Below are 26,642 nucleotides of genomic sequence, written 5' to 3'. Positions count from 1 at the left end.
TTTTTCTTTAAAGCCAAGCAATTAGTCAGTAAGTCGATAAACAGTTTGTGTGGCGATAAACATAGTAATCTTGCTTAAATCAGATTAAAGTTACCAATATGTTTTTATTATGTTCTTGTGCTGTGGCTTTGGTTATGAGTTCGCAGTGTTTGAAATAAAATTTTGGGATAGATGCTTTGGGGTCATTAGTTTGTGTAGGCACTGGCTTGCAGCTGGCTGGACAAATTTGTGTGATGAGTCGCAGTTATATTGAACATGCCGATGTGGTGTTTTCACTCCTGCCCGATGGTTTTTCCCAGTGTTGGATCCAGAACATTAATCCCAATGTCATCAATTTACAGTCGTTTTATGCTCAAAATGGCGAAGTGAAAAATCGCCGAGAAACCTATGAACAAATGGTTAATGCTATATTGGAGGCTGTGAGGGCTGGCAAGAAAACCGTTTGTGCGCTTTATGGTCATCCAGGAATTTTTGCCTGTGTTTCCCATATGGCGATTACGCGGGCTAGGGCAGAAGGGTTTTCAGCGAAGATGGAGCCGGGGATTTCGGCCGAGGCGTGTTTATGGGCAGATTTAGGTATCGACCCCGGCAGCTCTGGGCATCAAAGCTTTGAAGCTAGCCAGTTTATGTTTTTTAATCATGTGCCCGATGCGACAACCCATTTATTGTTATGGCAAATTGCGATTGCTGGTGAACATACCTTAACTCAGTTCCATACTACGAGTGACAGGCTGCAGATTTTGGTTGAACAACTGCATCAATGGTATCCGCGAGATCATCAAGTGGTGATCTACGAAGCTGCTAATCTGCCAGTTCAAGCCCCTAGAATTGAGTATTTGCCATTGAGTAAGCTGCCTGAGGCAAACTTGTCTCCGATCAGTACTTTACTGATCCCGCCAGCAAAAAAACTCGAATACAACTATGCTATTTTAACTAAATTAGGCATTAGACCTGAAGACTTAGGTTAATTGCGAGTGCTGTACTTCTGAGCTGAGTTCGGGAGTCATTATTTAAATAAGGAAAAGTATGTCTGCATTATCGGATTTTTTTACTCAGTTGGGTCAAGATGCACAGCTGATGGAAGCGTATCAACAGGATCCTGAGGCCGTTATGCGTGCCCAAGGGTTAACTGATGAAGAAATTGCAGCCGTCATGTCGGGAGACATGGAAAAACTGAAAAGCTTGAGTGGCGATGGTGATTATCAGTCCTACTTAGTTATTTCCCATGGTAACGGTGAGTAATTGAAACTCCTGCGCGCTTTTTTGTGGTTATGTTCGGGTATATTTTGTATGCCCTTAATGGCTGCAACTATCAATTTTGATGAGGCGTTAGCAGAGCTGGAGCAACTACAACATACCGATCTACCCAGTGCTATTACTAAGCTCCATGAACTTGAAGCTGATTTCGAGCATATGACGCGTTTTCAACAAGGGCGCTTATTAGTATTTAAAGGGACTTCATTTATTTATTCAGGTCAATATCAAGAAGCCCTAGATAATTTAATTCAATCAGAAAATTTAGTTCAAAATAGCGATTATTTATTTTCTGCCTATAGCTATGAGGCAACGGCGTACATCGCCCTTAGGAACTTTAAAGATGCTTTTGTTGTAATGAGCAAAAGTCTAGGATTAATAGATCGAATTGATAATATAGATATCAAACGTGCTGCATATCTACGTTTAGCCAGTTTGTACTCTGCAATGGGCATAAAAGAAGAGGTCGGGATCTACGCGGCTAAGGCACTATCACTTGCTGCAGCAGATAATGTAAAAGATATTTGTACTGCAAAGTTGTATTTATCAGTTTATCAATTAGAGCTTGAAATATATGACAAGGCATTTGATGAATTCCAGAACACACACGATTTTTGTGAGTCTAATGGTTTCCCATTGATTTCGTTTATTGCATTGAAAGGAATGGGGGAGTCTAAGTTAAGGTTGCAAGAATACACCTCTGCAGTTGCTTTACTTTTGAAAGCGCTAAAGGGGTACGAGTCTTTTAACTTTCAATTAGAAATTAATAGTGTCCATTCTTTGTTAGCCGAAGCATATTTTTCACTGAAGCAATTTGCTAATGCGGTCGAGCATGCCAAGTTCGTTACGTCATTACCTAATGAACCTAGTTATACCGAGTTAAAGCATAATGTCTTTAAAGTGTTAGCTGGCTTAAATGCTGAGAATAAACAGTTTGAACAAGCCTATGAGTATTCGAAAAAAGAGCAGTATTACAATCAGCTGATGTTTGATGAAGCGAAAATGAAAACGTTAGCGTATCAGGCCGCTAAATTTAATGCCGATGAACAGGCGCGTGAGATCAATCTACTCAATAAAGAGCGAGAGCTTTATATCGCCCAGCAAACGGTAAAAGAGCGCGAATACACCAATATGCTGATGTTTATCACTATTTTAGTGGGTGGACTGTTCTTCCTCGGCATTTTGTTAGCGGTAGGCCAGATGCAGAAGCGCAAGTTTATGCGTATGGCGAGAATGGATGCATTGACAGGTATTTTGAATCGCGGGGCAGGGCAAGAGTTAGGAGAAAACCTTTTTGTGCAAGCCACGGCCCGCGGCGGGGATTTTTGTGTCATTTTATTCGATTTAGATTTCTTTAAGCGCATCAACGATTCTTTTGGCCATGGTACTGGCGATTGGGCGCTTAAAAAGGTGGTTGATTCCCTTAAATCTCATATCCGAAATGGTGATGTTTTTGCTCGTATCGGCGGTGAGGAGTTTGCGCTTTTATTACCCTATGCCGATGAAGAGAAAGGTATGGAAGTGGCAGAGCAATGTCGAGCCCGTATTGAGGCCATTGATACCCAACATTCAGGGCATAAGTTCGTCATTACGGCGAGTTTTGGCGTGAGTGGTTTAATGGCTGATGATCTGAGTTTGGATCCATTATTCCACCGAGCCGACATGGCGCTCTATGCCGCTAAGGCCAATGGTCGCAACACTGTAGTACGCTATTCTGACATATTAAAATGTGACAAGCAGGCAACAGATTTACGGCGTCATATCGCATCGTCCTCAGTGTAATGCAAGTCCTGTGAGCCATGTAGTCTCATCCAGAGTTGGCAAGCCCTTAGTAGTTTTATCCTTCCTTAGTTTATTGCTCGTTTTATATTTTGCAGCCACTCACTTACATGCAGCAACAGTCTAAGGTGTTTCTAAGTACCTAAGCTTCGTTTACTCAGCACTGTTGCTGCAGTTTACTTTCACAGTGCTTAAGTGATTTCACATCAAAAATTTCTCATTTTTAATGAATTGCCTTGACCTTGTTAATAAGTAAATGGGATATCATAGCTGTTAATTTGCCGAGCTGCGGCGAGGCAAATATATATGGAACACTGCGCATTCCTTTTTCCGTTGGAGCCTTCATGGAACAGTCGAGTTTACTCACGTCGGTGCTGCTATTTTTATTGGCGGCGGTTATTTTTGTTCCTTTAGGTAAACGTTTTGGCGCTGGCCCGATCCTTTCCTATCTAGCTGCTGGCATCATTTTAGGCCCTGGCGGCATGGCCTTAGTTTCTGATCCTGCTGCTGTATTACATTTTGCCGAGTTAGGTGTAGTGCTGATGTTGTTTGTACTTGGACTCGAATTGAATCCAAGTAAATTATGGGAACTTCGCAGTGCTATCTTTGGTTTAGGCAGTGGTCAGTTGTTGTTATCATGGGCTGCGATTGGGGGCTTGGCTTGGGGCTTTGGCTTGTCTGTTGACGCAGCTTTAGTGGTTGGCGCCGCGCTATCTTTATCATCGACAGCCTTTGCCGTGCAGTTAATGAGTGAGCATAGGTTGCTCACAACCCCACTCGGGCGTGATGCCTTTGGTGTCTTGTTAATGCAAGATCTTGCCGTTATCCCCATGTTGCTGCTGACAGCATATTTGGCGCCCAATTCGGCGCAGATTGAACATCATGCCGTGCCTTGGTACTGGACGTGTCTTGCGCTCGTTGGTTTTGTGTTAGTGGGGAAATATTTACTGCCTAAATTCCTTAAACTAGTGGCAAGCAGCGGGGTGCGTGAAGTGCTCACCGCTTTTGCATTATTGCTGGTCATGGGTAGCGCTGAGTTAATGGAGTGGTTGGGACTTTCTGCGGGCATGGGGGCATTTTTGGCGGGTATTATGCTCGCAAACTCAAGTTATCGACATCAACTTGAAACCGACATCGAACCTTTTAAAGGCTTATTGCTTGGGCTGTTTTTCATGGCGGTCGGTATGAGTATGGATTTGAAGTTATTACTATCAGATCCGTTACTTATCTTAGGTATTTTAATGGCAATGTTGCTGATTAAAACCTTTGTGCTGATGGTGCTGGGCCGCATTCGGCACCACAAATGGCGACCGAGTATTGCACTAGGGTTGATCCTTGCTGAAGGCGGTGAATTTGCCTTTGTGCTGTTATCTCAGGCACAGTTATCTGGCATTGTCGGCGATAAAATTGCGCAAGTCCTTGTGCTTGCTATTGGTTTGTCTATGGCGGTGACGCCGATATTGTTTACCCTGTTTCGCGCAACTAAAGCCAAAGTGGTGGATACTCGCTTGCCAGATACGATTAATGTCACCGAATCTGAAGTGGTGATTGCTGGTTTTGGCCGAGTAGGCCAGATAACCGGGCGTATTTTGGCCTCATCAGGTATCCCTTTTGTCGCCTTGGATAAGGATGCGAGTCATGTGGATGTGATTCGCAAATATGGCGGTGAGGTCTATTTTGGTGATGCCAGACGCTTAGACATGTTGATGTCGGCGGGGATTGCTCGCTCGCGTTTATTATTGCTTGCCGTGGACAGTGTTGAAGATTCTATTGAAATCGCTCAGCAAGTGAAAACGCATTTTCCGCATATCAACATAGTCGCGCGGGCGAGGGACCGTAACCATGCATATCGTTTGATGAGCCTTGGGGTGACAGATGTATTTCGTGAGACCTTTGGCTCGGCGCTGTCGGCCAGCGAGAAGATCCTCCAAGGTTTAGGTTTATCTCAGGTACAAGCCAACGAGCGGGTAAAAATCTTTGCTGAGCATGATAAGAAACTGGTGATTGCCAGTGCGGCTCATCAGAATGATTTAGCGACGTTAATCAATCTATCGAACAAGGGTAAGGCAGAGTTAGAATCCCTTATGCGCGGCGATAGGGAGAATGTGAGCTAATGTTGTCACTCTGATTTGGATATAAAAAGAGAGCATAAATGCTCTCTTTTTATTGGTTTAAAACATCAAATTTAACGCTGATGTTTAGGTGTTAAAAGCTATAGCTGTATTGCAGTTTGACGTTGCGTTCTTCACCCGGCATACCACCGAGGAACATGGCTTTACTGTAATAGTCTTTATTGAAAAGGTTATTGATGTTCAGCTGGATTTTCCAAGAATCCGCGTTGTAGCTCACCGCCGAGTCGACAACGGTATAGCTAGGCACATAACCGTCTGGAATACCAAATGAGCTAGAGTGTGTACTACGATCATCGACAAATTTAGCACCAAGGCTTAATTCGATTGGGCTTGATAAGCTAAACCAATCGGCGCCATAGGTCACCCAAGCACTGGCAGTGACATAAGGTACGCCTTTTTGTCGGCTATTATAGGTTAAAGTATTTGGATTTTGTTTATCCCTTGCATCTTGGTACATGCCGTTGAGGTTAACGCGCCATTGATCATTAAGATGGGCATTGAGATCGAGTTCAACTCCCTGAGTATCTTCGCTACCATTGTACAAATACACTGGGATGTTAGGTGTTAATATGCCATTGGTATAGTCAGGATTGTTATAGGCGACATTAGTGCGCGAGCTCTTAAAGAGCACCAATGATGCTAGCATTTGGTCGTCGAAGGCTTTAAAGCGCATACCTAAATCATTACTAACCGATTCTGAATCATCTCGGTTGGTAGCATTATCTTTTACTGCATCGAGCACACTGTAGGCGGTGCGTCCCTTTGAGTGATTGATAAAGAATGATAAATCCTCTATCGGCATGTAGGTCAAGCCTAAGTTATAGGTCATGCCGTTATCTGTGGTATCGGCCTCTGGAGTCGCTTGGGATTGGCTAATGCTGTAGCGAGGATCAAGGCCTAAGTGTTCATAACTTTGTTTTATCTCGTTAAATGCGACACCTACACGTGTGGTGAAGCCATGTCCTAAATATCCCACGTGTTGTACACCCAAACCCCAAGCGCTGACTTTTTTGTCATAGTTCGCGGTCTTGAGTGGGTCATAGTCTTCAAACTTACCTGTACCCCAGTTAGGATTACGGATGTCGTAAATATAAGGCAGGGAACCTTGATAAGTGATTTCTCCATCCTTGTTTTTATAGATTTGATCGGCATCGAAGATAGAATATTGCTGGAAACGAATATTACGGTCTTCATAGTTGGCATTGACCAATAATTCATTGTCTATGTTACCAATTTGGAAGTCATAACGTAGATCGGCAAAGTACTGCCACGACGTTTCGTCGGCATCGACTTTACGGTATTCCTGACGTCTTGCGGCAAAAGGATAAAGTACGCCATTTTCAACTAATGGCGATCTAGGCTCTTCGTTAATCACGTCGGTAAGAACGTTTTTAATCTTGATGTTACGCTTCCAATAGACGTAGTTATAGGCACCAGTTTGGCGGGCGAAACCTGACGTGTAGTCGCGATACTGCAATTGTTGATTGAGGAACAAATTGTCAGTGAAATAGATATTATGGGTCAGTTTAAATCTTAACTCTTCACCCTCATTGTCCTTCGCCATCGGCGAAATCAGCCCTGCATCACCAAACGAATAGGGTGTTAAGCCGTCTGCGCCCGACAACGAGGCCGCTAACTGCTGACGCTGTGCATCGGTGAGTTGTAGACCATTACCATTGGGATCATTGACCAGATCTTGCCACGTAACCTCGCCCGCGCTCTTACCGCCGACAGATTCTGCATTGTAAATCCGAATCGGGTGACCAATTGAATCAACGGCAATAGCATCTTTTATGTAAGCACCTGAAAGCATTAAATCTTGGCTATCACTTAATACCCATTTTAAGGCGCCATAGATTTCGTCTCTGTCTGTACCTATATCGCGATACCCATCACTGCGGCCAGATTTAGCCACTAAACGGTAGGCGACATCATCGCTCAGGCCGCCCGTGCTATCCAGAGCAAGAGAGTAGGTGTCCCATTGGCCCATTTCGGCGCTGAACTTATGCTTTGACTCAAACTGCGGTTTCTTTTCAATAAGATTGATCACGCCGCCAGCACTTCCCATGCCATAGAGTCCAGTCGCTGGGCCTTTTAATACTTCAACGGATTCAACGTTGGTTAAAGAGCGCGTAGGGTTGAAGGTATTTCCTAGGCCTGCACCGCCATACATACCGTCATAGGTGTAATTTGCGCCTAAACCACGGATGACTATGTTGTCACCAATGCCATAGTTATTTCCCGCTTGAGTTACGCCACTGATGTTACGGATCAAGTCCTGCAGATTATCTGTACCTTGGGTTTCGATCAGCTCTTGGTCAACAATCACTACAGCTGCTGGGGTTTCCATAAGAGACATGTCGGATTTAGTCGCCAGCCCTGAATTCTTCACTACTGAGTTCTGTCTGCCATAAACCGTGATGCGCTCAACGTTGGTTTCAGCATTTGCTGATGTCGAGTTGACTTCGGCGTGTGCGGTTTGTGATAAAACAGAAAGGCAGGCGAGTGCAGTTAGCGACAAACGAAATGGTTTCATTAATGGTTCCCCCAAATAAATAGGTCGCGAATAGTAATGATTTGCATTTAAGTTGGCAACAAATGTTTCAGTTCTTATTGTCAAAATGTGCAGTGCTGCCAATAAATGCTGCAAAAAGCATCTTTGTGAGCAAACCAGTAATGGGTTCTAGCAAGAGAGAAGCGTCATAAAAGGGCGGTTTTACGCTCCATCCCGTTGTAATTTCAAATTTGTTTCATTTTTTTTATAAAAAAGTGATTTATTTTTTGAGTTAACCATCACATCCCACCTTGTTGATCGGGAAACGCAACCTAGTGCTTAGCTGGTATTACACTTGGGTGTTATTTCGTTTACGTAAACGTCAAAATAAAACGGTCGTTTAAATTTGTGGTGGTGGTGGCAGTCGTTATCATTATGATTTATATGGATTTAGCTTGCTTCCCTCTAGGTTAGTTCAAAACATTGGGTATTTTCTACTTAGGTCTAATAGGATAAAAATGCTGTCTTTATATATTTACTGTTGGTAATTTAATTACGTAAATAATTACTTTGCGTGGGGGTTGGTAAAGTTGTCTGACAAGTTTCATTTAACTCAAATTACCTAATGTGATTAAAATGTTTAATGTATTTTGTATCATGATGTTAGGTTGTTTTTTGTTGCTTGGTAAGACCAATTTTAGCATGGTTTTTACTTAGGTTAATGCCCGTTTTTGTCAATCTTGGACTGTTGCAAATACAAACGTTTGTCGGTAAGTTTTAGTTCGAAACAAACATTTGATGGTTTATTGGTGGGTTTATAAGCAGCTGTGATTGGGGATGCTACTGCTTTATATGTCAGCGTTAAGCCTGTGATAGTGGAGCCTCTTGGGAGGGCATCAAGATGACGGAACACACTTTGAGTGAACAGCAATTGAATTCGACACTGGGTAAAGCTACAGCAAACGCCACGCTTAATATTGTGGGTCGTGACATTCCAGGCCAAGAAGTCATCTTTACCGAAGGGGCTGTCGCCTTACTCGAATCCCTTTGTCGTGAGTTTGCCGACGAAGTACCCGCCTTACTCGCTAAACGTAAAGATAAGCAAGCGCGTATCGATAAAGGATCATTACCCGACTTTCTGCCTGAAACCCGCGCTATTCGTGATGGTGCATGGCAAATTCGCGGTATTCCCGATGACTTGCTTGACCGCCGCGTGGAAATCACAGGTCCCGTTGAACGTAAGATGGTGATTAACGCACTCAACGCCAATGCCAAAGTGTTTATGGCCGATTTCGAAGACTCTTTAGCACCAAGCTGGGAAAAAGTCGTCGAAGGTCAAATCAATCTACGTGATGCCGTGCGTGGTGATATTGAGTACACAGCACCGGACACAGGTAAGCACTACAAATTAGGACCAAATCCGGCAGTGCTTATTTGCCGCGTTCGTGGTCTGCATCTTAAAGAAAAACACGTGCAGTTTAACGGCAAAGCGATTCCTGGCTCACTGTTTGATTTCGCACTGTATTTCTACCACAACTATCGCCAACTTTTGGCCAAGGGCAGTGGTCCATACTTTTATATTCCTAAGTTAGAAAGTCATGTTGAAGCGCGCTGGTGGGCAAAAGTATTTGCTTTTGTTGAGGAAAGGTTTTGTCTGCAAGCGGGCACGATTAAATGTACTTGCCTGATCGAGACGTTACCGGCCGTGTTCGAAATGGACGAAATCCTCTACGAGCTGCGTTCCAATATCGTCGCGCTGAACTGTGGTCGCTGGGATTACATCTTCAGCTATATCAAAACATTAAAGCGTCATAGCGACCGAGTCTTACCGGATCGCCAAGCCGTCACTATGGATACGCCTTTCTTAAGCGCTTATTCAAGACTCTTGATTAAGACCTGCCACAAACGCGGTGCGTTAGCGATGGGCGGCATGGCGGCCTTTATTCCAGCCAAAGATCCGGTTCAGAACGAAGCCGTATTGCAGCGAGTTCGTCGAGATAAAGAACTAGAGGCGCGTAACGGCCACGATGGCACTTGGGTGGCGCACCCAGGTCTTGCCGATACCGCTATGGGGATTTTCAACGAATACATAGGCCAAGATCACTGTAATCAATTACATATCACCCGTGATGTAGACGCGCCAATTCTGGCTAGCGAACTGCTTAAAACCTGCGACGGTGAGCGCACTGAACAGGGGATGCGCCTGAACATTCGTATCGCACTGCAGTATTTAGAGGCGTGGATCAGCGGCAACGGTTGCGTACCTATTTACGGCTTAATGGAAGATGCGGCGACGGCTGAGATTTCTAGAGCCTCAATTTGGCAATGGATCCAACACGGTAAGTCGCTATCAAACGGCAAACTCGTGACCAAGCAACTCTTTAAAGACATGTTGGTTGAAGAGCTGTCGAACGTGAAAAAAGAAGTGGGTAGCGACAGATTCACCCATGGCAAATTCACCCAAGCGGCGGTGTTGCTCGAAGACATTACCACCTCCGACGAGCTGGTCGATTTCTTAACCTTACCCGGTTACGAAATGCTGACAGCCTAGGATGAACCCATTTGCTTGACCCGTTTTAGGTAAAACAGATTTAGCCGTGGCGGAGCTACCGCCAACCAAACCATTTAGCAGAGTGAAACTGGGGGGCAGTTTCACGCTAGCTACAACATCAAAGATAAAGGAGCGACATTATGACTAAGGCAACGACTCAGACTTCACGTCAAGAACAGATTGATGCAATCAAGCGGGATTGGGCAGAAAACCCACGTTGGAAAAACGTGCGTCGTCCTTACACCGCAGAAGAAGTGGTAGCACTTCGCGGTTCAATCGTGCCTGAGAATACTATCGCTAAGCGTGGTGCGGCTAAGTTATGGGAACTGGTTAACGGCGGCGCTAAAAAAGGCTACGTGAATTCGCTCGGCGCGTTAACGGGCGGTCAAGCGGTACAACAGGCGAAAGCGGGTATCGAAGCGATTTACCTTTCAGGTTGGCAAGTGGCTGCCGATGCTAACTTAGCCGGCACTATGTACCCAGATCAATCTTTATACCCAGCCAACTCTGTGCCTGCTGTGGTGTCACGCATCAATAACTCTTTCCGCCGTGCTGACCAAATTCAGTGGGGCAATGGCGTTAATCCAGAAGATGAAAAATTTGTTGATTACTTCCTGCCTATTATTGCTGATGCAGAAGCGGGTTTTGGCGGCGTATTAAATGCCTTCGAACTGATGAAGTCGATGATCGATGCGGGCGCTGCCGGTGTTCACTTTGAAGATCAGTTAGCTTCTGTGAAGAAATGTGGTCACATGGGCGGCAAAGTATTAGTGCCAACCCAAGAAGCGGTACAAAAGCTGGTTGCTGCACGTTTAGCGGCGGATGTGAGCGGTGTCGATACACTGGTTATCGCCCGTACCGATGCTAACGCGGCCGATTTGTTAACTTCAGATTGCGACCCATACGACCGTGACTTCGTGACTGGCGAGCGTACTAATGAAGGTTTCTACCGTGTTAAAGCGGGTCTTGACCAAGCGATTTCTCGCGGTCTTGCCTATGCCCCGTATGCGGATTTGATTTGGTGTGAAACCGCTAAACCGGATCTTGAAGAAGCGCGTGTTTTTGCTGAAGCGATTCATGCTCAGTACCCAGATCAATTGTTGGCGTATAACTGCTCGCCTTCGTTCAACTGGAAGAAAAATCTGGACGACGCCACCATTGCGCGCTTCCAACAAGCCTTGTCAGACATGGGCTACAAGTACCAGTTCATCACTTTAGCTGGCATTCACAACATGTGGTACAACATGTTCGACCTCGCTTACGACTATGCTCGTGGCGAAGGCATGAAGCATTATGTTGAAAAAGTTCAAGAAGTTGAGTTTGCTGCTGCGAAGAAAGGTTACACCTTCGTTGCGCATCAACAGGAAGTGGGCACAGGTTATTTCGACCAAGTGACTACGGTTATTCAAGGTGGCCATTCATCAGTGACCGCACTGACTGGTTCTACCGAAGAAGAGCAGTTTTAAGCAGTAAGCAGCGCTTAGGATGATCCATTGTGATTGTGGATCACTCCTTAGCACGCCTTATGCTGATGTATGTGGTAAGGCGTGGTTAAAAACTCGAAATAGAGGGCAAGGGCGGACTGTGATGAGTTACCTCCCTTGCAGCTTAAATCTCGAGTCGAGTATGAAAGAGTGTTACCCGTAAGCCTGTGTTTAGCTGCTCTGCAGCTGTTATCCCCCGTGCAGTTCGCCTACATGTGTTGTGCGGGTTTTTAAGTCAAATCTTGTGACTTAACTTCCTACCCAGTGAGTTTTTGCTTGCCTTAGCTTGGCGACTCTATGAGTCGCTATTTTTTTGCTTATTGGTTCACGATTGCGCTGATTAATATGGTGCAACTCTGATCCAACTCTGATACGACTTGGTGCAATAATCGGATTATTTTACAGCAGCTTATTGCTATCTTATTGTTATTTAATGGCTATCAATTGTGGCCTGAAAAATGCTCTGAATAATGTGGAAAGTTATAGCGCATTAAAGCTGATTGCTGGCATTCACATTGAGGTCACCGCCATGAAATATTACAGTCGCCGTTTAGTTAAACCTGAACATTTAAATCCAGCAAATACCCTGTTTGGCGGTCAGTTGCTCAGTTGGATAGATGAGGAGGCCGCCATTTTTGCAGCTTGCCAGATGAAGAGCACTAGCCATGTGACTAAGCTGATTTCTGAAATCAACTTTATGACGCCAGCGCATCAAGGGGATGTGATTGAGTTTGGTCTGGAGCTGGTGAGTCTCGGCCACAGCTCGATTACTGTCAGCTGCCAAGTACGTAATAAGATGACGCAGGCGCCAGTGGTGAGCATAGATAAGATGGTGTTTGTGCATGTGAATGCCCAAGGATTGCCTGTGCCCCACGGTATTCGGGCGAATGCGGCTTAGCGGCCGTGGCGCTTAAAATGCGTGACGTTTGAATAGATAAGATACTTAAAACAGACAGTGACGCCTAGGCGTCACTGTGATTAGTCTTTGGTTAAATCTTCTTTTACTGATTTGACGGCATCCCGCGAGGCATGACCTATGGCTTTGGTGGTGTCTCGAGTCGCGTGGCCTATCTCAGTGGTGACATCTTTAGTGGTTGTGCCGATAGCACGGCCTGCGTCCTTTAAATCCGCACAGGCGGATGTAGCGAGTAATAAAGGAATAATAATGAGCGTCGCTTTATTCATTGTGATGCTAATCCTCAATTTAAGTTCGTAACTCAATTTACTGGGCCCTGCCATTTCTACAGTGCCAAATAACATTCGGGACAATATAACAGATCTTGAGCTGAATCACGCTATGACACCAGTATCTGCCGAGTCGTTGTCGTAATGTCGTTAGGCAAGTTTGGGCAAGAGGTGTGGAACGTATAGGGCGAAATGACGTCGGAGTTTAAATTTTATGAATTCAGTAAATAAAAACGCCAGTGGCGTTTTGCGCACTGGCGTCTAAGGTCGCTAAATAATACTGCAAAGATTATTCGAGTTTGGCTAAGCGTTGTTGATAGTCTTCAATCAGGTGCTGCATGATTTCTTCAGGCGCCGCATCGTCACAGCAATCGTCTAAAAAGATTTTAAAGGTGACTAAGGCATGGCCGTCATTTTTGAGTCTGTCACTCTGCATTGAGAAGTAAGCATCTTCATTTTCGGCTTTACGAACCACAAACTTATTTGTTTCGAAGGTTTTTTCCCCAGAAAGCTCGTGCCATTTAGTGATGCGATTTAACGCGATCTCACAGGACTGGTTCATTTCAATATGATTTAACCAAGTAACGGGATGTTCAGGATCTTTGTAATGTGGACATCTAACTGTGTAGTTATATACATGGGTGATTGCAGTCATAGCGTACCTACCTGTTCGAGGATATTGTTGCCATCATAGGCATCGTTTTTGAATTCGGTCAATCATTAATTAAGTCTATATAGCCTTGATGTTTTTTGACGGAGAAGGATAGTTACTGCATGAAAATTAACCATTTACTTAATCTGTCATGTCTCTATTTAGCATGAGTTTTATGCCAATAACTTTGTGCTAGATCTCAGTTTTGGGTGAAGTTTCGCTTTTGCTGAATTACTGATTAATAAAGCAACAACTTGGTCGTCAGTAAGTCTTATTGAGTGTAAGTGATAAAAAGAGTGAACCGCGGAGTAAATAGGTTAATCAAGCTTTGATGGGCGTAATACGATTAAGTGGCAGTATAAGTTGTCGCAGAGGAAACGCAGAAGGCAGAATGGACAGAGGCCCATTCGTTAGAACGGGCCTCTCAGCTGGCTTCATCTTTTGCAGGGAAAAAGCGAACTGGGGCCATCTTATCGGATCTGTAACAGTCTGTAACCCACAGAGATCACGTTTTTTATATCATTTTGCTATGAATATTTGAGGTTCAGATCCTTTCTTCTTGAATATGTGGATTTGTGAGTGTTTTGTCAGTGCAAAGGTGCATAGACACTGAGTTTTATGTTGGTTTTTGTTACTCAATTTTTAAGATAGCAACCTTGTCGATACCAGTATAAAAAAGGCCCCAATAGTGCAGCGATAATCTGCGCACTATTGGAGCCTAAAACGCATTCATTGGAGGGATGAAGTCGTGTTTATGCACTAGCAGGACAATCAGTCGTTATCCTGCAAGTTAGCGCACGATTGCTGTGCGATAACTTGCGATTGATAAAGTATGGCGATTACAGCGCGCAACTACAGCGCATTAGTGAAGATCTGACAGATCTCCGCATGGGTCGCTTGTTTTGGATTGGTAAATCCACAGGCATCTTTTAACGCGTTATCCGCAAGTGTTGGAATATCTTCCGCTTTCACGCCTAACAAGGTCAGGTTTTCTGGGATCTTAACCGCAACAGACAGCTTTTTGATTGCCGCTATCGCCGCACTGGCACCTTGCTCATCGGTCATGTTGGACACATCCACACCCATAGCCTTGGCAATGTCTTTTAAGCGAGCAGGGACGACCTGGGCATTGTATTCCTGTACATGGGGCAGCAGCAGGGCGTTACACACACCGTGGGGCAGATCGTAGAAACCGCCTAATTGGTGCGCCATCGCATGCACATAACCTAAGCTGGCATTGTTAAACGCCATACCCGCTAAGAATTGGGCGTAGGCCATTTGTTCACGGGCGTTGATGTCTTGACCGTTTTCAACCGCGTTGACTAAGTTAGCCTGAATCAATTCTATGGCCTTGATCGCACAGGCGTCGGTGATCGGATTGGCTGCAATAGACACATAGGCTTCAACCGCGTGAGTGAGTGCATCCATACCGGTTGCGGCCGTGAGGCTCGCAGGCTTTTTCAGCATGAGCTCAGGGTCATTGACCGACAGCAAAGGCGTAGTGTGTTTATCGACAATCGCCATTTTAATGTGGCGGGCTTCGTCGGTAATGATACAGAAGCGCGTCATTTCACTGGCAGTACCTGCCGTCGTATTAATAGCCACTAATGGCAATTGTGGTTTTGCGGATTGATCTAACCCTTCGTAATCTTTAATGCTGCCGCCATTGGTGGCAACAAGGGCAATACCTTTGGCGCAATCATGGGGTGAGCCGCCACCGAGTGAAATAACAAAGTCACACTTGTTGGCTTTTAACAGGGCTAAACCGGCTTCGACGTTGGTCACGGTTGGGTTAGGTTGTACGCCATCATAGATGGTGGAGGTAATGCCATTTTGACCAAGTTTTTCGGCCACTTCACCGACTAAGCCAATTTTGACTAAGGGTTTGTCTGTCACTATGAGTGCGTGTTTAAAGCCTAAGGTTTTGATGTCACCGATAGCGTCATCCACTGCGCCTTGGCCTAACACGTTGACAGAAGGAATAAAAAATTTAGCAGCCATAAAATCCACCTATTTGCTTGTAAAGATTAAGTTGTGTTCTTTTCTGGTGATCAAGCTACCAATTTGGAGGTAGTGAAAGTGTGAGCTCGATCGAGTTCGGCGCTTATCTGGGGGCAATTTCCCACTAAAGTTGGAACTCGGTAACTAAACTTCGGACTTTTATGACGGGTATTAGTGTTGGCGTACGATATGGTTTTTCTGGGGGGAGCGCCCGTGGCGAGGCATCATTTCTGTGTGTTTTTTACTGGTCTTTTTATCTCACTTTTCATCCCACTTTTTAGCTAACATTTGACGGCTCAATTGTTAAATCTAACAGAGGTTAAACCTCATTAATACTCTCATTCGTAGCATTAACTTCAGTTAATTAGTTTGATATCTAATATTAATTCATGCGTGCTGCTGTGGTTGTGGTAGGGCCGCAAGTCAAAGAAATCTATACATTTATCTTGTTTTTACACATTAATTCTTTTTTACATAACTAACTTGTGAGCTTTGTCACTGTGCTATTTTAGGTTGATAGTTACATCACTAATCATTATCATGATTGTTAATTGAACGTTCAATTAACGTCGTTCAGAGTATTGAGAGAGTGGTTATTCCTTGAGTATTTATGCCTAAAGCCGCAATGAAATTGATACGCAGACAGCAGCTTATCGATGCGACATTAGCATCGGTTGCCTTGCATGGATTGCAGCACACGACTATCAACAGCATTAGTCAGTTGGCGGGGATGTCGTCGGGGATCATCAGTCATTATTTCAGTGGTAAGCAGGGCTTGATCCAAGCGACGCTGCGCCACTTACTCGAGCAGTTAAAGCAGGCGTTGCTCAATCGAATCCAAGGACAAGTGTTGGCGCCAACAGAGCGCTTAATGATGATTGTTGAAGCGAATTTTACCGAGTTACAGCGCTCAAGAAATGTCACTCACACTTGGCTGAGTTTTTGGGCACAAGCCGTCCACGATCCCCAGTTAGCCCGTTTGCAGAATATTAATAGTCGTCGTTTATACAGCAACTTACATTTTTCCTTTCGGCACGTGTTGCCCAAAGAGTTTGCCTTGATGGCTGCTGAGCAAACGGCGGCGATGATCGATGGATTTTGGTTACGTAGCGCCTTAAGTGAAACCCCTGAGCAGGATTTTGCTCAGGCCGAAAAATTATGCAAAACCTTTATCCACAATGTGATAAAGCAGCATGGAGTCAATACATGTCAGTAGAAGTACAGTACAACTTTATTGCGGGCCAGTTGCTCGCAAACGATAGCGACGAAACCTTCGACGTCGTCAATCCTGCCACAGGGCAATTGGCGTATCGAGTGCAAGTGGCCGATGAAAAAATTCAGCAAGCAGCCATCGAGAGCGCCAAAAAAGGCTTTGCGATTTGGTCTGCCATGGGTGCCACTGAGCGCAGCCGTATTCTGTTAAACGCGGTTGCGTTATTGCGTGCTCGTAATGATGAACTTGCTGCAATCGAAGTGCGCGACACAGGTAAACCTTGGCAAGAAGCCTCAGTAGTTGATGTGGTTACTGGCGCAGATGCTATCGAATTTTTCGCCCATATCGCCCCTGGGCTTGAAGGCGCGCAGCAGCAAGTCGGTGGGGATTTTTATTACACCCGCCGTGAGCCCTTAGGCATTTGTGCTGGCATTGGCGCCTGGAATTACCCATTACAAATCGCCTGTTGGAAGGCCGCTCCTGCCTTAGCCAGCGGCAATGTGATGATTTTTAAACCTTCGGAAGAAACGCCGCTTGGCGCACTGAAGTTAGCGCAACTCTTAAGTGAGGCGGGTTTGCCTGATGGCGTATTTAACGTCGTGATGGGCGATGGCAAGGTTGGCGCTTGGTTAACGGGGCATCCGGATATTGCCAAAGTGTCCTTCACTGGTGAAGTTGGTACCGGCAAGAAAGTCATGGCGGCGGCGGCAAGTTCATTAAAAGACGTCACTATGGAACTCGGCGGTAAATCACCGCTTATCGTGTTTGACGATGCCAATATCGACAATGCGGTTTCCGGTGCCATGCTCGGTAACTTCTACACCCAAGGTGAAGTCTGCACCAATGGGACACGAGTGTTTGTCCATGAGTCAGTTTATCCATGCTTTATTGAGAAGCTGCTTGCCCGTACCCAAGCCAATATTGTGGTGGGCGATCCTATGACGCCAGAGACTAATTTTGGCGCGATGATCTCCAAAGACCACCAGCAAAAAGTGCTCGATTATATTCAGCAAGGTATCGACGACGGCGCAACTTTGCTCACTGGTGGCACAGCGTTAACGCCAGATAATGCACCCAATGGTTACTTTGTCGCCCCAACCATTTTTACCGATTGCACCGACGAGATGCGTATTTGCCAAGAGGAAATCTTTGGCCCTGTGATGTCGGTACTCACCTTTAAAGATGAAGCCGAAGTGATTGCTCGGGCAAACAATACCGCCATGGGCCTAGCTGCTGGGGTGTTCACCCAAGATATCAGCCGTGCACATCGGGTTATTCATCAGTTACAAGCGGGTATTTGTTGGATCAATGCCTATGGTGCATCGCCAGCCGAAATGCCAGTAGGTGGGTATAAGTTGTCGGGTATTGGCCGTGAAAACGGTAGCGAGACACTCAAGCATTACACCCAAGTTAAAGCCGTTTACGTGGGTCTACAGCCCTTAGAAAGCCCATTTTAAGGAGGCATTTTGACCCATTCACTCCAGCAAAAATATTATAACTACATCATAGTCGGCGCCGGTTCTGCAGGGTGTGTGCTCGCTAATCGTCTGTCTAAGGATCCTAAAAACGAAGTACTGTTATTAGAAACCGGTGGCAGCGATAAGAGCATCTTTATTCAGATGCCGACGGCGTTATCGATTCCGATGAACAGCCCTAAATATGCTTGGCAGTTTGAGACGCAGCCTGAGCCGCATTTAGATAATCGCAAGATGCATTGTCCTCGGGGTAAAGTGCTTGGCGGTTCATCGTCGATCAATGGCATGGTGTATGTCCGTGGTCATGCCAGAGACTTTGATGAGTGGCAGGCGCAAGGGGCGACCAACTGGGATTACAGCCATTGCTTGCCGTATTTTAAAAAGGCAGAAACCTGGGCCTTTGGTGGCGATGAGTATCGCGGCGAGTCTGGGCCGTTAGGCGTGAATAACGGCAACCAGATGCAAAATCCCTTATACCAAGCCTTTGTGGATGCGGGCATCGCGGCGGGGTATTTATCGACCGCCGATTATAATGCAGCGCAGCAAGAAGGTTTTGGCCCTATGCACATGACGGTCAAAAAAGGCGTGCGTTGGTCTACCGCTAATGCCTATTTACGCCCGGCGATGGCCAGACGTAACCTTACCGTGTTGACCCACACTTTAGTGCATAAAGTGTTATTGGAAGGGCAAGCGGCCGTTGGCGTTCGCATTGAGCACAAAGGCAAAGTTGAAGATATTCGTTGTAATAAAGAAGTGATTTTAGCTGCTGGCTCAATAGGTTCGCCGCATTTACTGCAATTATCAGGCATTGGCGATCCCCAAGTATTGGCCGATGCAGGGGTCGAGTTACAACATGAGTTGCCCGGTGTTGGTCAGAATTTACAGGATCATTTAGAGTTTTATTTTCAATTCAAATGCCTTAAACCGATTTCACTCAATGGCAAGTTAGATCCTTTCAGCAAGTTCTTAATCGGTGCACGGTGGATCTTAGATAAGTCTGGCCTAGGGGCCACAAATCACTTTGAATCCTGTGGTTTTATTCGCTCAAAAGCGGGTCTCGAGTGGCCAGATTTGCAGTACCACTTTTTACCTGCGGCCATGCGTTACGATGGTAGAGAAGCCTTTGCGGGTCATGGTTTTCAGGTACATGTAGGCCATAACAAGCCTAAAAGCCGTGGTGCCGTGACCTTAGTGTCGGCAGATCCTAAAGCGCCGCCTAAGATCCTGTTCAATTATTTACAACATCCTGATGATATTGAAGGCTTTAGAGCCTGCGTGCGTTTAACCCGTGAGATCATCAATCAAACGCCATTCGATGAGTATCGCGGTGAGGAAATTCAACCCGGCACACAAGTGCAAACCGATGCGCAAATCGATGCCTTTGTGCGTCAATCGGTTGAGAGTGCTTATCATCCTTCTTGTTCGTGCAAGATGGGCACAGATGCGATGGCGGTGGTGGATCCTGAAACTCGCGTGCATGGATTGCAGAATTTACGGGTGGTGGATTCTTCTATTTTCCCGACTATCCCGAACGGCAATTTGAATGCGCCGACCATCATGTTGGCTGAGCGCGCTGCGGATATGATCTTAGAGGCTGAGATGTTAGCGCCAGCAGATTCCGCCGTTGTGCTTGCCGACGCTTGGCAAACCACACAAAGAAGTACTGCGACAAGTTAACGCCATAAGTTAACAACACGCCTGCTCAGTCCGTCTTATCGACGGACTGGCGGCTTCAATTTTGAAGTGACTCATTAATTGATGACTCAAAACTCATTAATTGATTACTCAAAATAAGGGTCATGATTCATTTTATCTAAAGGGGCGGTCAGCCCGCAGTGAGTGTGCAAATGATCACTTTCACGACTGAACATCTATCAGGGTTTAACTATCGCAGAGCGCTTTTTAAGTAGCGATATTTAAGGCTTGAGGGCAGAGCGCTGCCTTTAAAAATGATTCAGTTTTTTATTATTAAATAAAAACATGGAGTTACATTTTATGGATTCATATCCTCATGCCTACTTATATCCAGTATCGACTGGGACGGAGTGCATCCTATGACCTGGTTATTATCCGCAGGGATACTGTTCACTTTTGCCGCGATTGCGTTTGTGATTTATCGCTGGGGTAACATTCGCTGTATCGGTGTGACGCCTGTGCGTACGTTTACCTTTATCGCGATTCTGTTCACCTCTGGCCTTGATGTCGGCTTGATCATGTTTCCGCTGACCGAGTTTGCCGGCTATGCCAATGTGGCGGCGAGTCCCGAGTACGGCTTTACCAATCCGCTGGCGATTGAGTTTGGCTTTTGGGCCTTCTTAATTTGGGGTTTCTACTTTTTAACCTGCTTCTATTTTTGTGTGATTGAACCTAGGGTGAAGTTCTTCGACATTCCTTTGGTCAAGTTCATCAATAATATCGTGATTATTGGTACCTGTGCCTTTACCGCCTATTTGTTATTAAGCAATTTGCCCTGGTACTTACCCGAATTAGGTGATGGCGAAACCATAGTCGGTAGCTTTTATTTAATCGTATTTTTGGTGATCGCCGCGGCGGTATATTCCAGCACCAGCATACGTTATGTGCGTATTTTGAGCTTAGCCAGCACTTGGTTATTTTTAGGCTTGATTGCCATGATGTGGGCCAGTGCATTTTTATCGGCTGACTCAAGTGTGGGAGAGTTCTTTACGACCTTTGCCATGCTGGGCGACTACTTCGGCAATATTCAACATTTTGTGTTACCCATCAACGACTACCATGAGTTTTATCTGTTCTGGTGGTTTGCGTGGAGCATTATGATTGGTCAATTTACCTCGCGCTTTGTCGGCGGGATGAAAACCTATCAAGTGCTGCTGGCCATGATGGTGTTTCCGTCTATCCCCATCGCCATCTGGTTCACCGTGCTTTATTACTACAGCGCCAATGGCTTAGATACTTCGGGCTTCTATAATCTGGCGATGGTGATTGTAGGGGTGACCTTTGTGATTAATTCACTCGACTCACTGGTACGCCTGTATACCGACAATCTTAATCTGACGATTGAGCGTTTAGGCAAGCTTAAATATGTCAGCTTTAACTTAGTGTTGCTCTGCAGTCTGACATTACTCTTTCAATTAGACTTTCTTCAAATTCAATGGGTTGGTGCAATCGCACTGGGCCTGATCTTTAGCTGTTTTGGTTACATCATGATGACGCAATTGCAAACAGTTCGTGCCATTGAGCGCTCGCCAAAAGAGAACAAAATCGACTTTACTAAAATTGAGCTAGCTAACTAATGGAAAAATTAATAATGAAATCAAAATGTTTTTATCTTGTCGCCGGCGGATTGTTATTGATGTCGACTGCGGCGAATGCCGGATTATCGGCCACTGTGACGGCGACGTCGGATTACACTTTTAACGGTGTTAGCCAAACGGACAACGGCCCTGCACTGCAAGGCAGTTTGGATTACGGTTTTGATTCGGGCTGGTACGTGGGCGGCTTTACCTCGAACGTCGACTTTGGTGGCAGCGATGACACTTGGTTGGAGCTCGATGCCTATGCGGGGAAGTACTTTCAGCTTAACAAGCAACTGAGTCTCGATGTCGGACTGGCCTATTACACTTACCACGGCGATTCCTTCTCCGATGAGTACAACTATCCTGAGCTGTATAGCAAGCTGGGTTACGACACTTCCCTTGGCCACTCTGAAGCTAAGTTAACCTACACATGGGACTACTTTGGTTTAGGCGGCGGACATTACACTATGTTGCTCGGCCATACGATTAGCGTTGCCGAAGGCCATGATATTCGCTTCAGTGTTGACCGCTCGACGTCACTCGATGAAGACAAATGGTCATGGGATGGCGGTAAATCCTTTAATCACTATCGCGTTGCCTATATGACCAGCTGGAGCGGCTTTGATTTCAGCCTTGCTGCTGAAGATACCAGCATGAACTTAGATACCAGTGACGAGCGCCTAGTGTTGTCGGTATCGCGCCAATTCATGTTGTAATCTAAGGGACTTTTACCATAAAAGTGCCTCCTCTTGGTGAGTTCAGTCGCGCTTTCTGGTAAGGTGCACTGGACAACTGGGACGGGACATTATGGAAAAGTACGAACAACTGCTCATTTCGCTGCGTCGAGTGATACGCGCTATCGACATTCATTCTCGCCAGCTAAACAAACACTCAGGTTTAACTGGGCCGCAATTGATGGTGATGCAGAAAATCGCCCAATTGGATGCGCCATTGGCGAAAACTGTGGCGGAAGAGATCACGCTGAGCCCTGCGACAGTGACGACCATTATCGATCGACTCGAGGGCCGTGGTTTAGTGATCCGTCTGCGCAGTGAGACTGATAAACGTAAGGTGCATTTATACCTTAGCGATGCGGGCCGAGCACTGTTACAGGACTCACCTAAACCGTTACAGGATCATTTTATTAAGCGTTATCAGAATCTTGAAGAATGGGAGCAGAGTCAATTGCTCTCTGCCGTTGAGCGTATCGCGACTATGATGGACGCCGATAAAATTGATGCGGCGCCTATGCTCTTGGTCGGGAAGATCCAAGGCGACGAGTAATCGTTTAGATCATGTTTTAAATGATTAGACGTTAAAATCGATTCGTTTTTAAATGAAAAAGCACTGAATCTTCAGTGCTTTTTTGCTTTTAACTCGATGTCGTTTAGCTGTGCGTCTTTTTAGATGCTTAAGCTGCAGGGCAGCTTGTTGTAGCCACAGAGTTAATCAGAATTTCTTGTACTGGCGTGTTGGCGAAACCACCGCTACTTTTTGTTGGTACTATGCTGATTTGATCCGCCACATCCATACCGTCAACCACTTTGCCAAACACGGCATATCCATAACTACTTGCAGACGCATCCAAATGTGGATTATCTAACACATTGATAAAGAACTGTGATGTTGCAGAATTTGGATCATCCGTGCGAGCCATAGAGATAGTGCCACGTTTGTTGCTAATACCGACTGCGGCTTCATTTTTGATGGGGGCATCGCCTGGTTTGCTTTTGAGCCCTGTGGTAAAACCGCCGCCTTGGATCATAAAGTTATTAACGGTTCTATGGAATAAGGTGCCGTTATAGAAAGACTTATCAACATACTGCTTAAAGTTTTTACCTGTGATAGGCATGTTCGTTAAGTCAATGGCGAGTGTGATATCGCCTTTTGTGGTTTTCATTAAATAACATACATCCGCAGCTAAGGCTGGCGGAGTGGGATCGGGCGTCGGTGGCGTCGGCGTTAGATCACCATCTGTACTTCCTTCACAACCGGTTAAGGCTATGCAGCCGACAAACAGTAATCCTGATAACTTCTTCATTTCATATCCTTATTCTCAATCATCATTGGGGAGTTTCTGCTTTAGCGTTCCATCGAGCGAGCCTCTGGCGGATAAGCGAGGGCATATCAGGCTCCATGAATGTAATGTTGTTATTATGTTTCTACGCTGTAGCGAGATGAGATGTTGACAGAGGAGAGATAGGCTGTTCAAGTTATAAAGTGCAATTGATACAAAGTGTTGCACCGAACTCACTAGTCGATATGTTTTGGGTCTTATTCATTGGGTTTTAGTTCGAATGCTATGACATATAAATGTCTTACGCCTGTCATGTTATTTCTATGCCTTAGTTCCCTGCTTAGTGCTTGTCTTTTGTAACTGCCTCTCGCGACTGCTTTTCGTTAAGGCCTTGAGAAGCATGCTTGCCCTCTTGCTGAACGCATGCCCCAAGTTGGTGCGTTCCATGTTTATTATTTCGATTGTCACTGCGCGCGAACTTAACTGAGTGCTTCTAGTAAGTTACTGATTTTTTGAAAAAGTTTTTTGTTATTTCCCTGAAATATTTATGTCATCTTCTTGTTACTTTTGGTTGGCATGGTTACTGTATATCTAAAGCCATGGATGAGCGGTCGCGGGGGCGACAAAATATGGGGCTGGAAAAGTTGCTGTATTTGCGGGGGGTTGGAGCAGAATTTACTGATTGTTTTGGCCAAGAGATCCATATTTCCGAGGTAGACAGGCAAGGTATCTTGACCTGTATGTTACAGGAAAAAAACACTGTGGCAGGGACTGCCATTGATGCTTCTGCTACAGAGGCGTTATCGAGTGATGCTGGGCTGACTAATGTCGATGCGGTATTGACCGAAGCGCTGATCGCCTCACAAATTGACTTGCTGGATGCCCGTCCTTGGACTCAGGTGTTACCCGAATTCCATTGGTGTTTTGTGGATGAACCTTGGATAAGCCTTTGTTTACCCGAAACCTATACCTCAGATCTGAGTGTGGCGATTGAATGCGAACAGGGTGAGTCTATCGTATTTGATGTGCCGTTTTCAGCGCTTAAGTCGATTGGCGATTACCGTATTGAACAAACGCTTTATCTCCATTATCGCCTTGATCTTACGCAACTGGGATTAGCACGCCTAGATTTAGCTGAGGCTAAGACCCAAGCTTCCCCAGAACACTCAATGCCCGCTGAGACTGAGGCGGTGAATTTAGCGTCTTATTTCTTGAGCAGCCAAGAGTTCACTAACAATCCAGCCTTGATCAAAAACCAAGACTCATTTGCGCATGCAGCTGACAAAAATGCGAGTGATTTCTCTGTGTTAGGTTTGGGCTTTCATCGCATAGCTTTAAGCTTAAAACATGCTCTAGAGACCAGTGCATCAGCGCCAAGCTCGTCGCTACAGAGCAGTGTGACGGCAGAGGCTGATACCAGCACCTTGTTTTCTGGCACCTTAATGGTGGCACCGCGGGCCGCTTATCAAGGCGTACTCACGGCTGTCGCCCAAGGTAAACGCCATAAACCTTGGGGGATCAGCGTTCAACTCTACAGTTTACGCAGCGAGAGCCAATGGGGCATTGGTGACTTTGGCGATTTAGAACAACTGATTGCGCTGGTGGCGGCGCAGGGCGCGGATTTCATTCAACTCAATCCCTTGCATGCCCTCGACATTGCGGCGCCAGAGCATCCGAGTCCCTATAGTCCGTGCGATCGCCGCAGACTCAATCCTCTTTATATTCAATTACAAAGCGTTCCTGAATACCAAGCACTTACCACTGAATTTTCAAGCGCTTCTTGGCTAGAGGCCATCGCCTTACTGAATCGTGACAATTGGCTCGATTATCCTAAGGTGAGTGAGCTCAAATACCGTGCCTTTGAGCAGTTATATTGCGTTTTTTGTGAAACCCATTTAGCAAACGACACGCCCAGAGCGCAAAGATTCCATGAGTTTGTGCGTGAGCAGGGCACTGCGCTGCAAGAGTTTGCTCAAGCGGAATACTTACGTAGCCCAAAAGCGTTTGTACAAGAAGAAGGTTTCTATCTTTACCTGCAATTTGTGGCCGAAAACCAGTTACACCTTTGCCAGCTAAAAGCGAAAGAAGTGGGCATGGGGCTGGGATTGATCCGTGATTTGGCCGTTGGCGCAGCGCTGCAGGGCAGTGAAGTACAGGCCAATGCCGAGCAGTTTTGTTTGCATGCCAGTATCGGCGCACCGCCCGATCCCTTTGCACCCCAAGGGCAAAATTGGGGCTTAACGCCCCTCGATCCGGTGAAGTTAAAACAACATAATTTCAGTCATTTTATCGCCTTGATCCGCGCCAATATGGAAAGCTGTGGCGCCTTGCGTATCGATCACGTGATGGGCTTACTGCGCCTCTGGTGGTGGCCACTGGATAAACAACTCGGCCAGGGTGCCTATGTGTATTATCCCGTTGAAACCATGCTCGCCATCGTTTGCCTTGAGAGTCAACGCGCCCGCTGTGTGGTGATTGGTGAAGACTTAGGACTAGTGCCACCGGACATTATTCATCGTCTCTACACCTCTGGCATTTACTCCAACGAATTGTTCTATTTCTGCAAAGACCATCAAGGCTTTAAGTCACCGGATCAATACAAGTCCCAGAGCCTGATGATGCTGGCGAACCACGATGTGCCGACCTTAGTGGCTTGGTGGTGCGGCAGCGATTTGCACCTGCGTCGACAGTTATCCCTGTTTGAAACTGACGACCAATTGGGTGAGGCGCTGGCTGGGCGTGAACATGAAAAGCAACAGCTTATTTCACTGTTAGTCGCTCAAGGTCTGTTAGCCGAGGTGACGATAGCCGAGCTTGATATTCAAACCTTGCTCACGGCTTGGATGACCCTAGGGGCTCGCGGAAATAGTGCGCTGTACAGCGTGCAACTGTGTGATTTATTAGCCGATCGCCATGCGGTGAACATTCCCGGCACTTGGCTCGAATATCCTAACTGGCAGCGCCGCTTGCCGCTGAGTTTAACGCAAGTGTCGGCTTCGCCAGAGATACTGCTGCGATTACAAAATATCGCCGCGGCGAGACAGCTACCGAGTTAATGCTGCTGATCCAGTGCTACATTATGCCATCCCTAAAGGTTCGATAATTAGGTGGTGTTATGCGGATAAAGAGT

General features: G+C 45.9%; 19 protein-coding genes. 14 read left to right on the top strand and 5 right to left on the bottom strand.

All coding sequences use genetic code 11. The features are described 5' to 3' along the window. Window positions 1-176 precede the first annotated feature (176 nt). The 4 genes from Q4Q57_RS05410 to Q4Q57_RS05395 all read left to right on the top strand — a co-directional run bounded on the left by Q4Q57_RS05410 (window position 177) and on the right by Q4Q57_RS05395 (window position 5,147). Entirely contained in the window at window positions 177-968 is a 792-nt protein-coding gene (locus Q4Q57_RS05410) for an SAM-dependent methyltransferase (RefSeq protein ID WP_311890085.1), read from the top strand. Window positions 969-1,026: 58 nt separating this feature from the next. Further along, window positions 1,027-1,242 (top strand): hypothetical protein, encoded by a 216-nt coding sequence (locus tag Q4Q57_RS05405; protein ID WP_311890084.1) that lies wholly within the window; start codon window positions 1,027-1,029, stop codon window positions 1,240-1,242. 48 nt (window positions 1,243-1,290) lie between these two features. Next, entirely contained in the window at window positions 1,291-3,036 is a 1,746-nt protein-coding gene (locus tag Q4Q57_RS05400) for a GGDEF domain-containing protein (RefSeq protein WP_311890083.1), read from the top strand. A 341-nt stretch (window positions 3,037-3,377) separates the two neighbouring features. Next, window positions 3,378-5,147, top strand: coding sequence for a monovalent cation:proton antiporter-2 (CPA2) family protein (locus Q4Q57_RS05395; RefSeq protein ID WP_311890082.1), 1,770 nt, complete (start codon window positions 3,378-3,380; stop codon window positions 5,145-5,147). A gap of 91 nt (window positions 5,148-5,238) precedes the next feature. On the opposite strand, the gene Q4Q57_RS05390 is transcribed toward Q4Q57_RS05395, so the two are convergent. Further along, window positions 5,239-7,701 (bottom strand): TonB-dependent receptor domain-containing protein, encoded by a 2,463-nt coding sequence (locus Q4Q57_RS05390; RefSeq protein ID WP_311890081.1) that lies wholly within the window; start codon window positions 7,699-7,701, stop codon window positions 5,239-5,241. Window positions 7,702-8,560: 859 nt separating this feature from the next. Here Q4Q57_RS05390 and aceB point away from each other — a divergent pair. The 3 genes from aceB to Q4Q57_RS05375 all read left to right on the top strand — a co-directional run bounded on the left by aceB (window position 8,561) and on the right by Q4Q57_RS05375 (window position 12,592). Beyond that, complete coding sequence (gene aceB / locus Q4Q57_RS05385; protein ID WP_012588216.1) at window positions 8,561-10,210, top strand: malate synthase A; 1,650 nt, start codon at window positions 8,561-8,563, stop codon at window positions 10,208-10,210. Between the two features lie 140 nt (window positions 10,211-10,350). Continuing rightward, window positions 10,351-11,676 (top strand): isocitrate lyase, encoded by a 1,326-nt coding sequence (gene aceA / locus Q4Q57_RS05380; RefSeq protein WP_006080842.1) that lies wholly within the window; start codon window positions 10,351-10,353, stop codon window positions 11,674-11,676. A gap of 547 nt (window positions 11,677-12,223) precedes the next feature. Continuing rightward, window positions 12,224-12,592, top strand: a complete 369-nt coding sequence (locus tag Q4Q57_RS05375; RefSeq protein WP_006080843.1) for an acyl-CoA thioesterase — start codon at window positions 12,224-12,226, stop codon at window positions 12,590-12,592. Window positions 12,593-12,672: 80 nt separating this feature from the next. Here the strand turns inward: Q4Q57_RS05375 and Q4Q57_RS05370 are convergent, their stop codons facing one another. From Q4Q57_RS05370 to yiaY, 3 genes are all read right to left on the bottom strand, one after another. Next, on the bottom strand, window positions 12,673-12,879 hold the full coding sequence (locus Q4Q57_RS05370) for a hypothetical protein (protein ID WP_006080844.1): 207 nt from the start codon (window positions 12,877-12,879) through the stop codon (window positions 12,673-12,675). A gap of 289 nt (window positions 12,880-13,168) precedes the next feature. Then, window positions 13,169-13,534, bottom strand: coding sequence for a hypothetical protein (locus Q4Q57_RS05365; RefSeq protein WP_028760718.1), 366 nt, complete (start codon window positions 13,532-13,534; stop codon window positions 13,169-13,171). Between the two features lie 849 nt (window positions 13,535-14,383). After that, window positions 14,384-15,532, bottom strand: a complete 1,149-nt coding sequence (gene yiaY / locus Q4Q57_RS05360; protein ID WP_063882698.1) for an L-threonine dehydrogenase — start codon at window positions 15,530-15,532, stop codon at window positions 14,384-14,386. 610 nt (window positions 15,533-16,142) lie between these two features. Between yiaY and betI the strand changes: the two genes are divergently transcribed. From betI to Q4Q57_RS05330, 6 genes are all read left to right on the top strand, one after another. Continuing rightward, entirely contained in the window at window positions 16,143-16,748 is a 606-nt protein-coding gene (betI, locus tag Q4Q57_RS05355; RefSeq protein ID WP_311890080.1) for a transcriptional regulator BetI, read from the top strand. Then, complete coding sequence (gene betB, locus Q4Q57_RS05350) at window positions 16,739-18,202, top strand: betaine-aldehyde dehydrogenase (protein ID WP_311890079.1); 1,464 nt, start codon at window positions 16,739-16,741, stop codon at window positions 18,200-18,202. The genes betI and betB overlap by 10 nt, the downstream gene beginning before the upstream one ends. A 9-nt stretch (window positions 18,203-18,211) precedes the next feature. After that, a complete protein-coding gene (betA, locus tag Q4Q57_RS05345) occupies window positions 18,212-19,897 on the top strand; it encodes a choline dehydrogenase (RefSeq protein WP_311890078.1) in 1,686 nt (561 codons plus the stop codon). A gap of 377 nt (window positions 19,898-20,274) precedes the next feature. After that, window positions 20,275-21,492, top strand: a complete 1,218-nt coding sequence (locus Q4Q57_RS05340; RefSeq protein WP_263196264.1) for a BCCT family transporter — start codon at window positions 20,275-20,277, stop codon at window positions 21,490-21,492. Between the two features lie 14 nt (window positions 21,493-21,506). Next, complete coding sequence (locus Q4Q57_RS05335) at window positions 21,507-22,211, top strand: TorF family putative porin (protein WP_107948546.1); 705 nt, start codon at window positions 21,507-21,509, stop codon at window positions 22,209-22,211. Between the two features lie 91 nt (window positions 22,212-22,302). After that, window positions 22,303-22,779: a MarR family winged helix-turn-helix transcriptional regulator gene (locus Q4Q57_RS05330; RefSeq protein WP_006080852.1), complete on the top strand. Its 477-nt coding sequence runs from the start codon at window positions 22,303-22,305 to the stop codon at window positions 22,777-22,779. Between the two features lie 127 nt (window positions 22,780-22,906). Here Q4Q57_RS05330 and Q4Q57_RS05325 read toward each other — a convergent pair whose 3' ends face one another. Continuing rightward, window positions 22,907-23,536 (bottom strand): peptidylprolyl isomerase, encoded by a 630-nt coding sequence (locus tag Q4Q57_RS05325; protein WP_259582520.1) that lies wholly within the window; start codon window positions 23,534-23,536, stop codon window positions 22,907-22,909. A 605-nt stretch (window positions 23,537-24,141) separates the two neighbouring features. Here Q4Q57_RS05325 and malQ point away from each other — a divergent pair. After that, window positions 24,142-26,568 carry a 4-alpha-glucanotransferase gene (gene malQ, locus Q4Q57_RS05320; protein ID WP_311890077.1) on the top strand — a complete coding sequence of 809 codons (2,427 nt, stop codon included), beginning with the start codon at window positions 24,142-24,144 and terminating at the stop codon, window positions 26,566-26,568. Window positions 26,569-26,642 lie beyond the last annotated feature (74 nt).

It is taken from the genome of Shewanella sp. SP2S2-6 (assembly GCF_031931965.1).
Classification (GTDB): Bacteria; Pseudomonadota; Gammaproteobacteria; order Enterobacterales; family Shewanellaceae; genus Shewanella; species Shewanella baltica.
Note: the sequence above shows the minus strand (reverse complement) of the source record. Positions and strands in the feature narration are given on the sequence as shown.

Excerpts from the sequence above, each read along its gene's own strand:
- aceB (WP_012588216.1), top strand. The coding sequence starts at position 8,561 with ATGACGGAACACACTTTGAGTGAACAGCAATTGAATTCGACACTGGGT.
- malQ (WP_311890077.1), top strand. The coding sequence starts at position 24,142 with ATGGGGCTGGAAAAGTTGCTGTATTTGCGGGGGGTTGGAGCAGAATTT.
- Q4Q57_RS05375 (WP_006080843.1), top strand. The coding sequence starts at position 12,224 with ATGAAATATTACAGTCGCCGTTTAGTTAAACCTGAACATTTAAATCCA.
- yiaY (WP_063882698.1), bottom strand. The coding sequence starts at position 15,532 with ATGGCTGCTAAATTTTTTATTCCTTCTGTCAACGTGTTAGGCCAAGGC.
- Q4Q57_RS05325 (WP_259582520.1), bottom strand. The coding sequence starts at position 23,536 with ATGAAGAAGTTATCAGGATTACTGTTTGTCGGCTGCATAGCCTTAACC.
- Q4Q57_RS05365 (WP_028760718.1), bottom strand. The coding sequence starts at position 13,534 with ATGACTGCAATCACCCATGTATATAACTACACAGTTAGATGTCCACAT.
- Q4Q57_RS05395 (WP_311890082.1), top strand. The coding sequence starts at position 3,378 with ATGGAACAGTCGAGTTTACTCACGTCGGTGCTGCTATTTTTATTGGCG.
- Q4Q57_RS05330 (WP_006080852.1), top strand. The coding sequence starts at position 22,303 with ATGGAAAAGTACGAACAACTGCTCATTTCGCTGCGTCGAGTGATACGC.
- betB (WP_311890079.1), top strand. The coding sequence starts at position 16,739 with ATGTCAGTAGAAGTACAGTACAACTTTATTGCGGGCCAGTTGCTCGCA.
- Q4Q57_RS05405 (WP_311890084.1), top strand. The coding sequence starts at position 1,027 with ATGTCTGCATTATCGGATTTTTTTACTCAGTTGGGTCAAGATGCACAG.
- Q4Q57_RS05400 (WP_311890083.1), top strand. The coding sequence starts at position 1,291 with ATGCCCTTAATGGCTGCAACTATCAATTTTGATGAGGCGTTAGCAGAG.
- Q4Q57_RS05340 (WP_263196264.1), top strand. The coding sequence starts at position 20,275 with ATGACCTGGTTATTATCCGCAGGGATACTGTTCACTTTTGCCGCGATT.
- betI (WP_311890080.1), top strand. The coding sequence starts at position 16,143 with ATGCCTAAAGCCGCAATGAAATTGATACGCAGACAGCAGCTTATCGAT.
- Q4Q57_RS05335 (WP_107948546.1), top strand. The coding sequence starts at position 21,507 with ATGAAATCAAAATGTTTTTATCTTGTCGCCGGCGGATTGTTATTGATG.
- Q4Q57_RS05370 (WP_006080844.1), bottom strand. The coding sequence starts at position 12,879 with ATGAATAAAGCGACGCTCATTATTATTCCTTTATTACTCGCTACATCC.
- Q4Q57_RS05390 (WP_311890081.1), bottom strand. The coding sequence starts at position 7,701 with ATGAAACCATTTCGTTTGTCGCTAACTGCACTCGCCTGCCTTTCTGTT.
- aceA (WP_006080842.1), top strand. The coding sequence starts at position 10,351 with ATGACTAAGGCAACGACTCAGACTTCACGTCAAGAACAGATTGATGCA.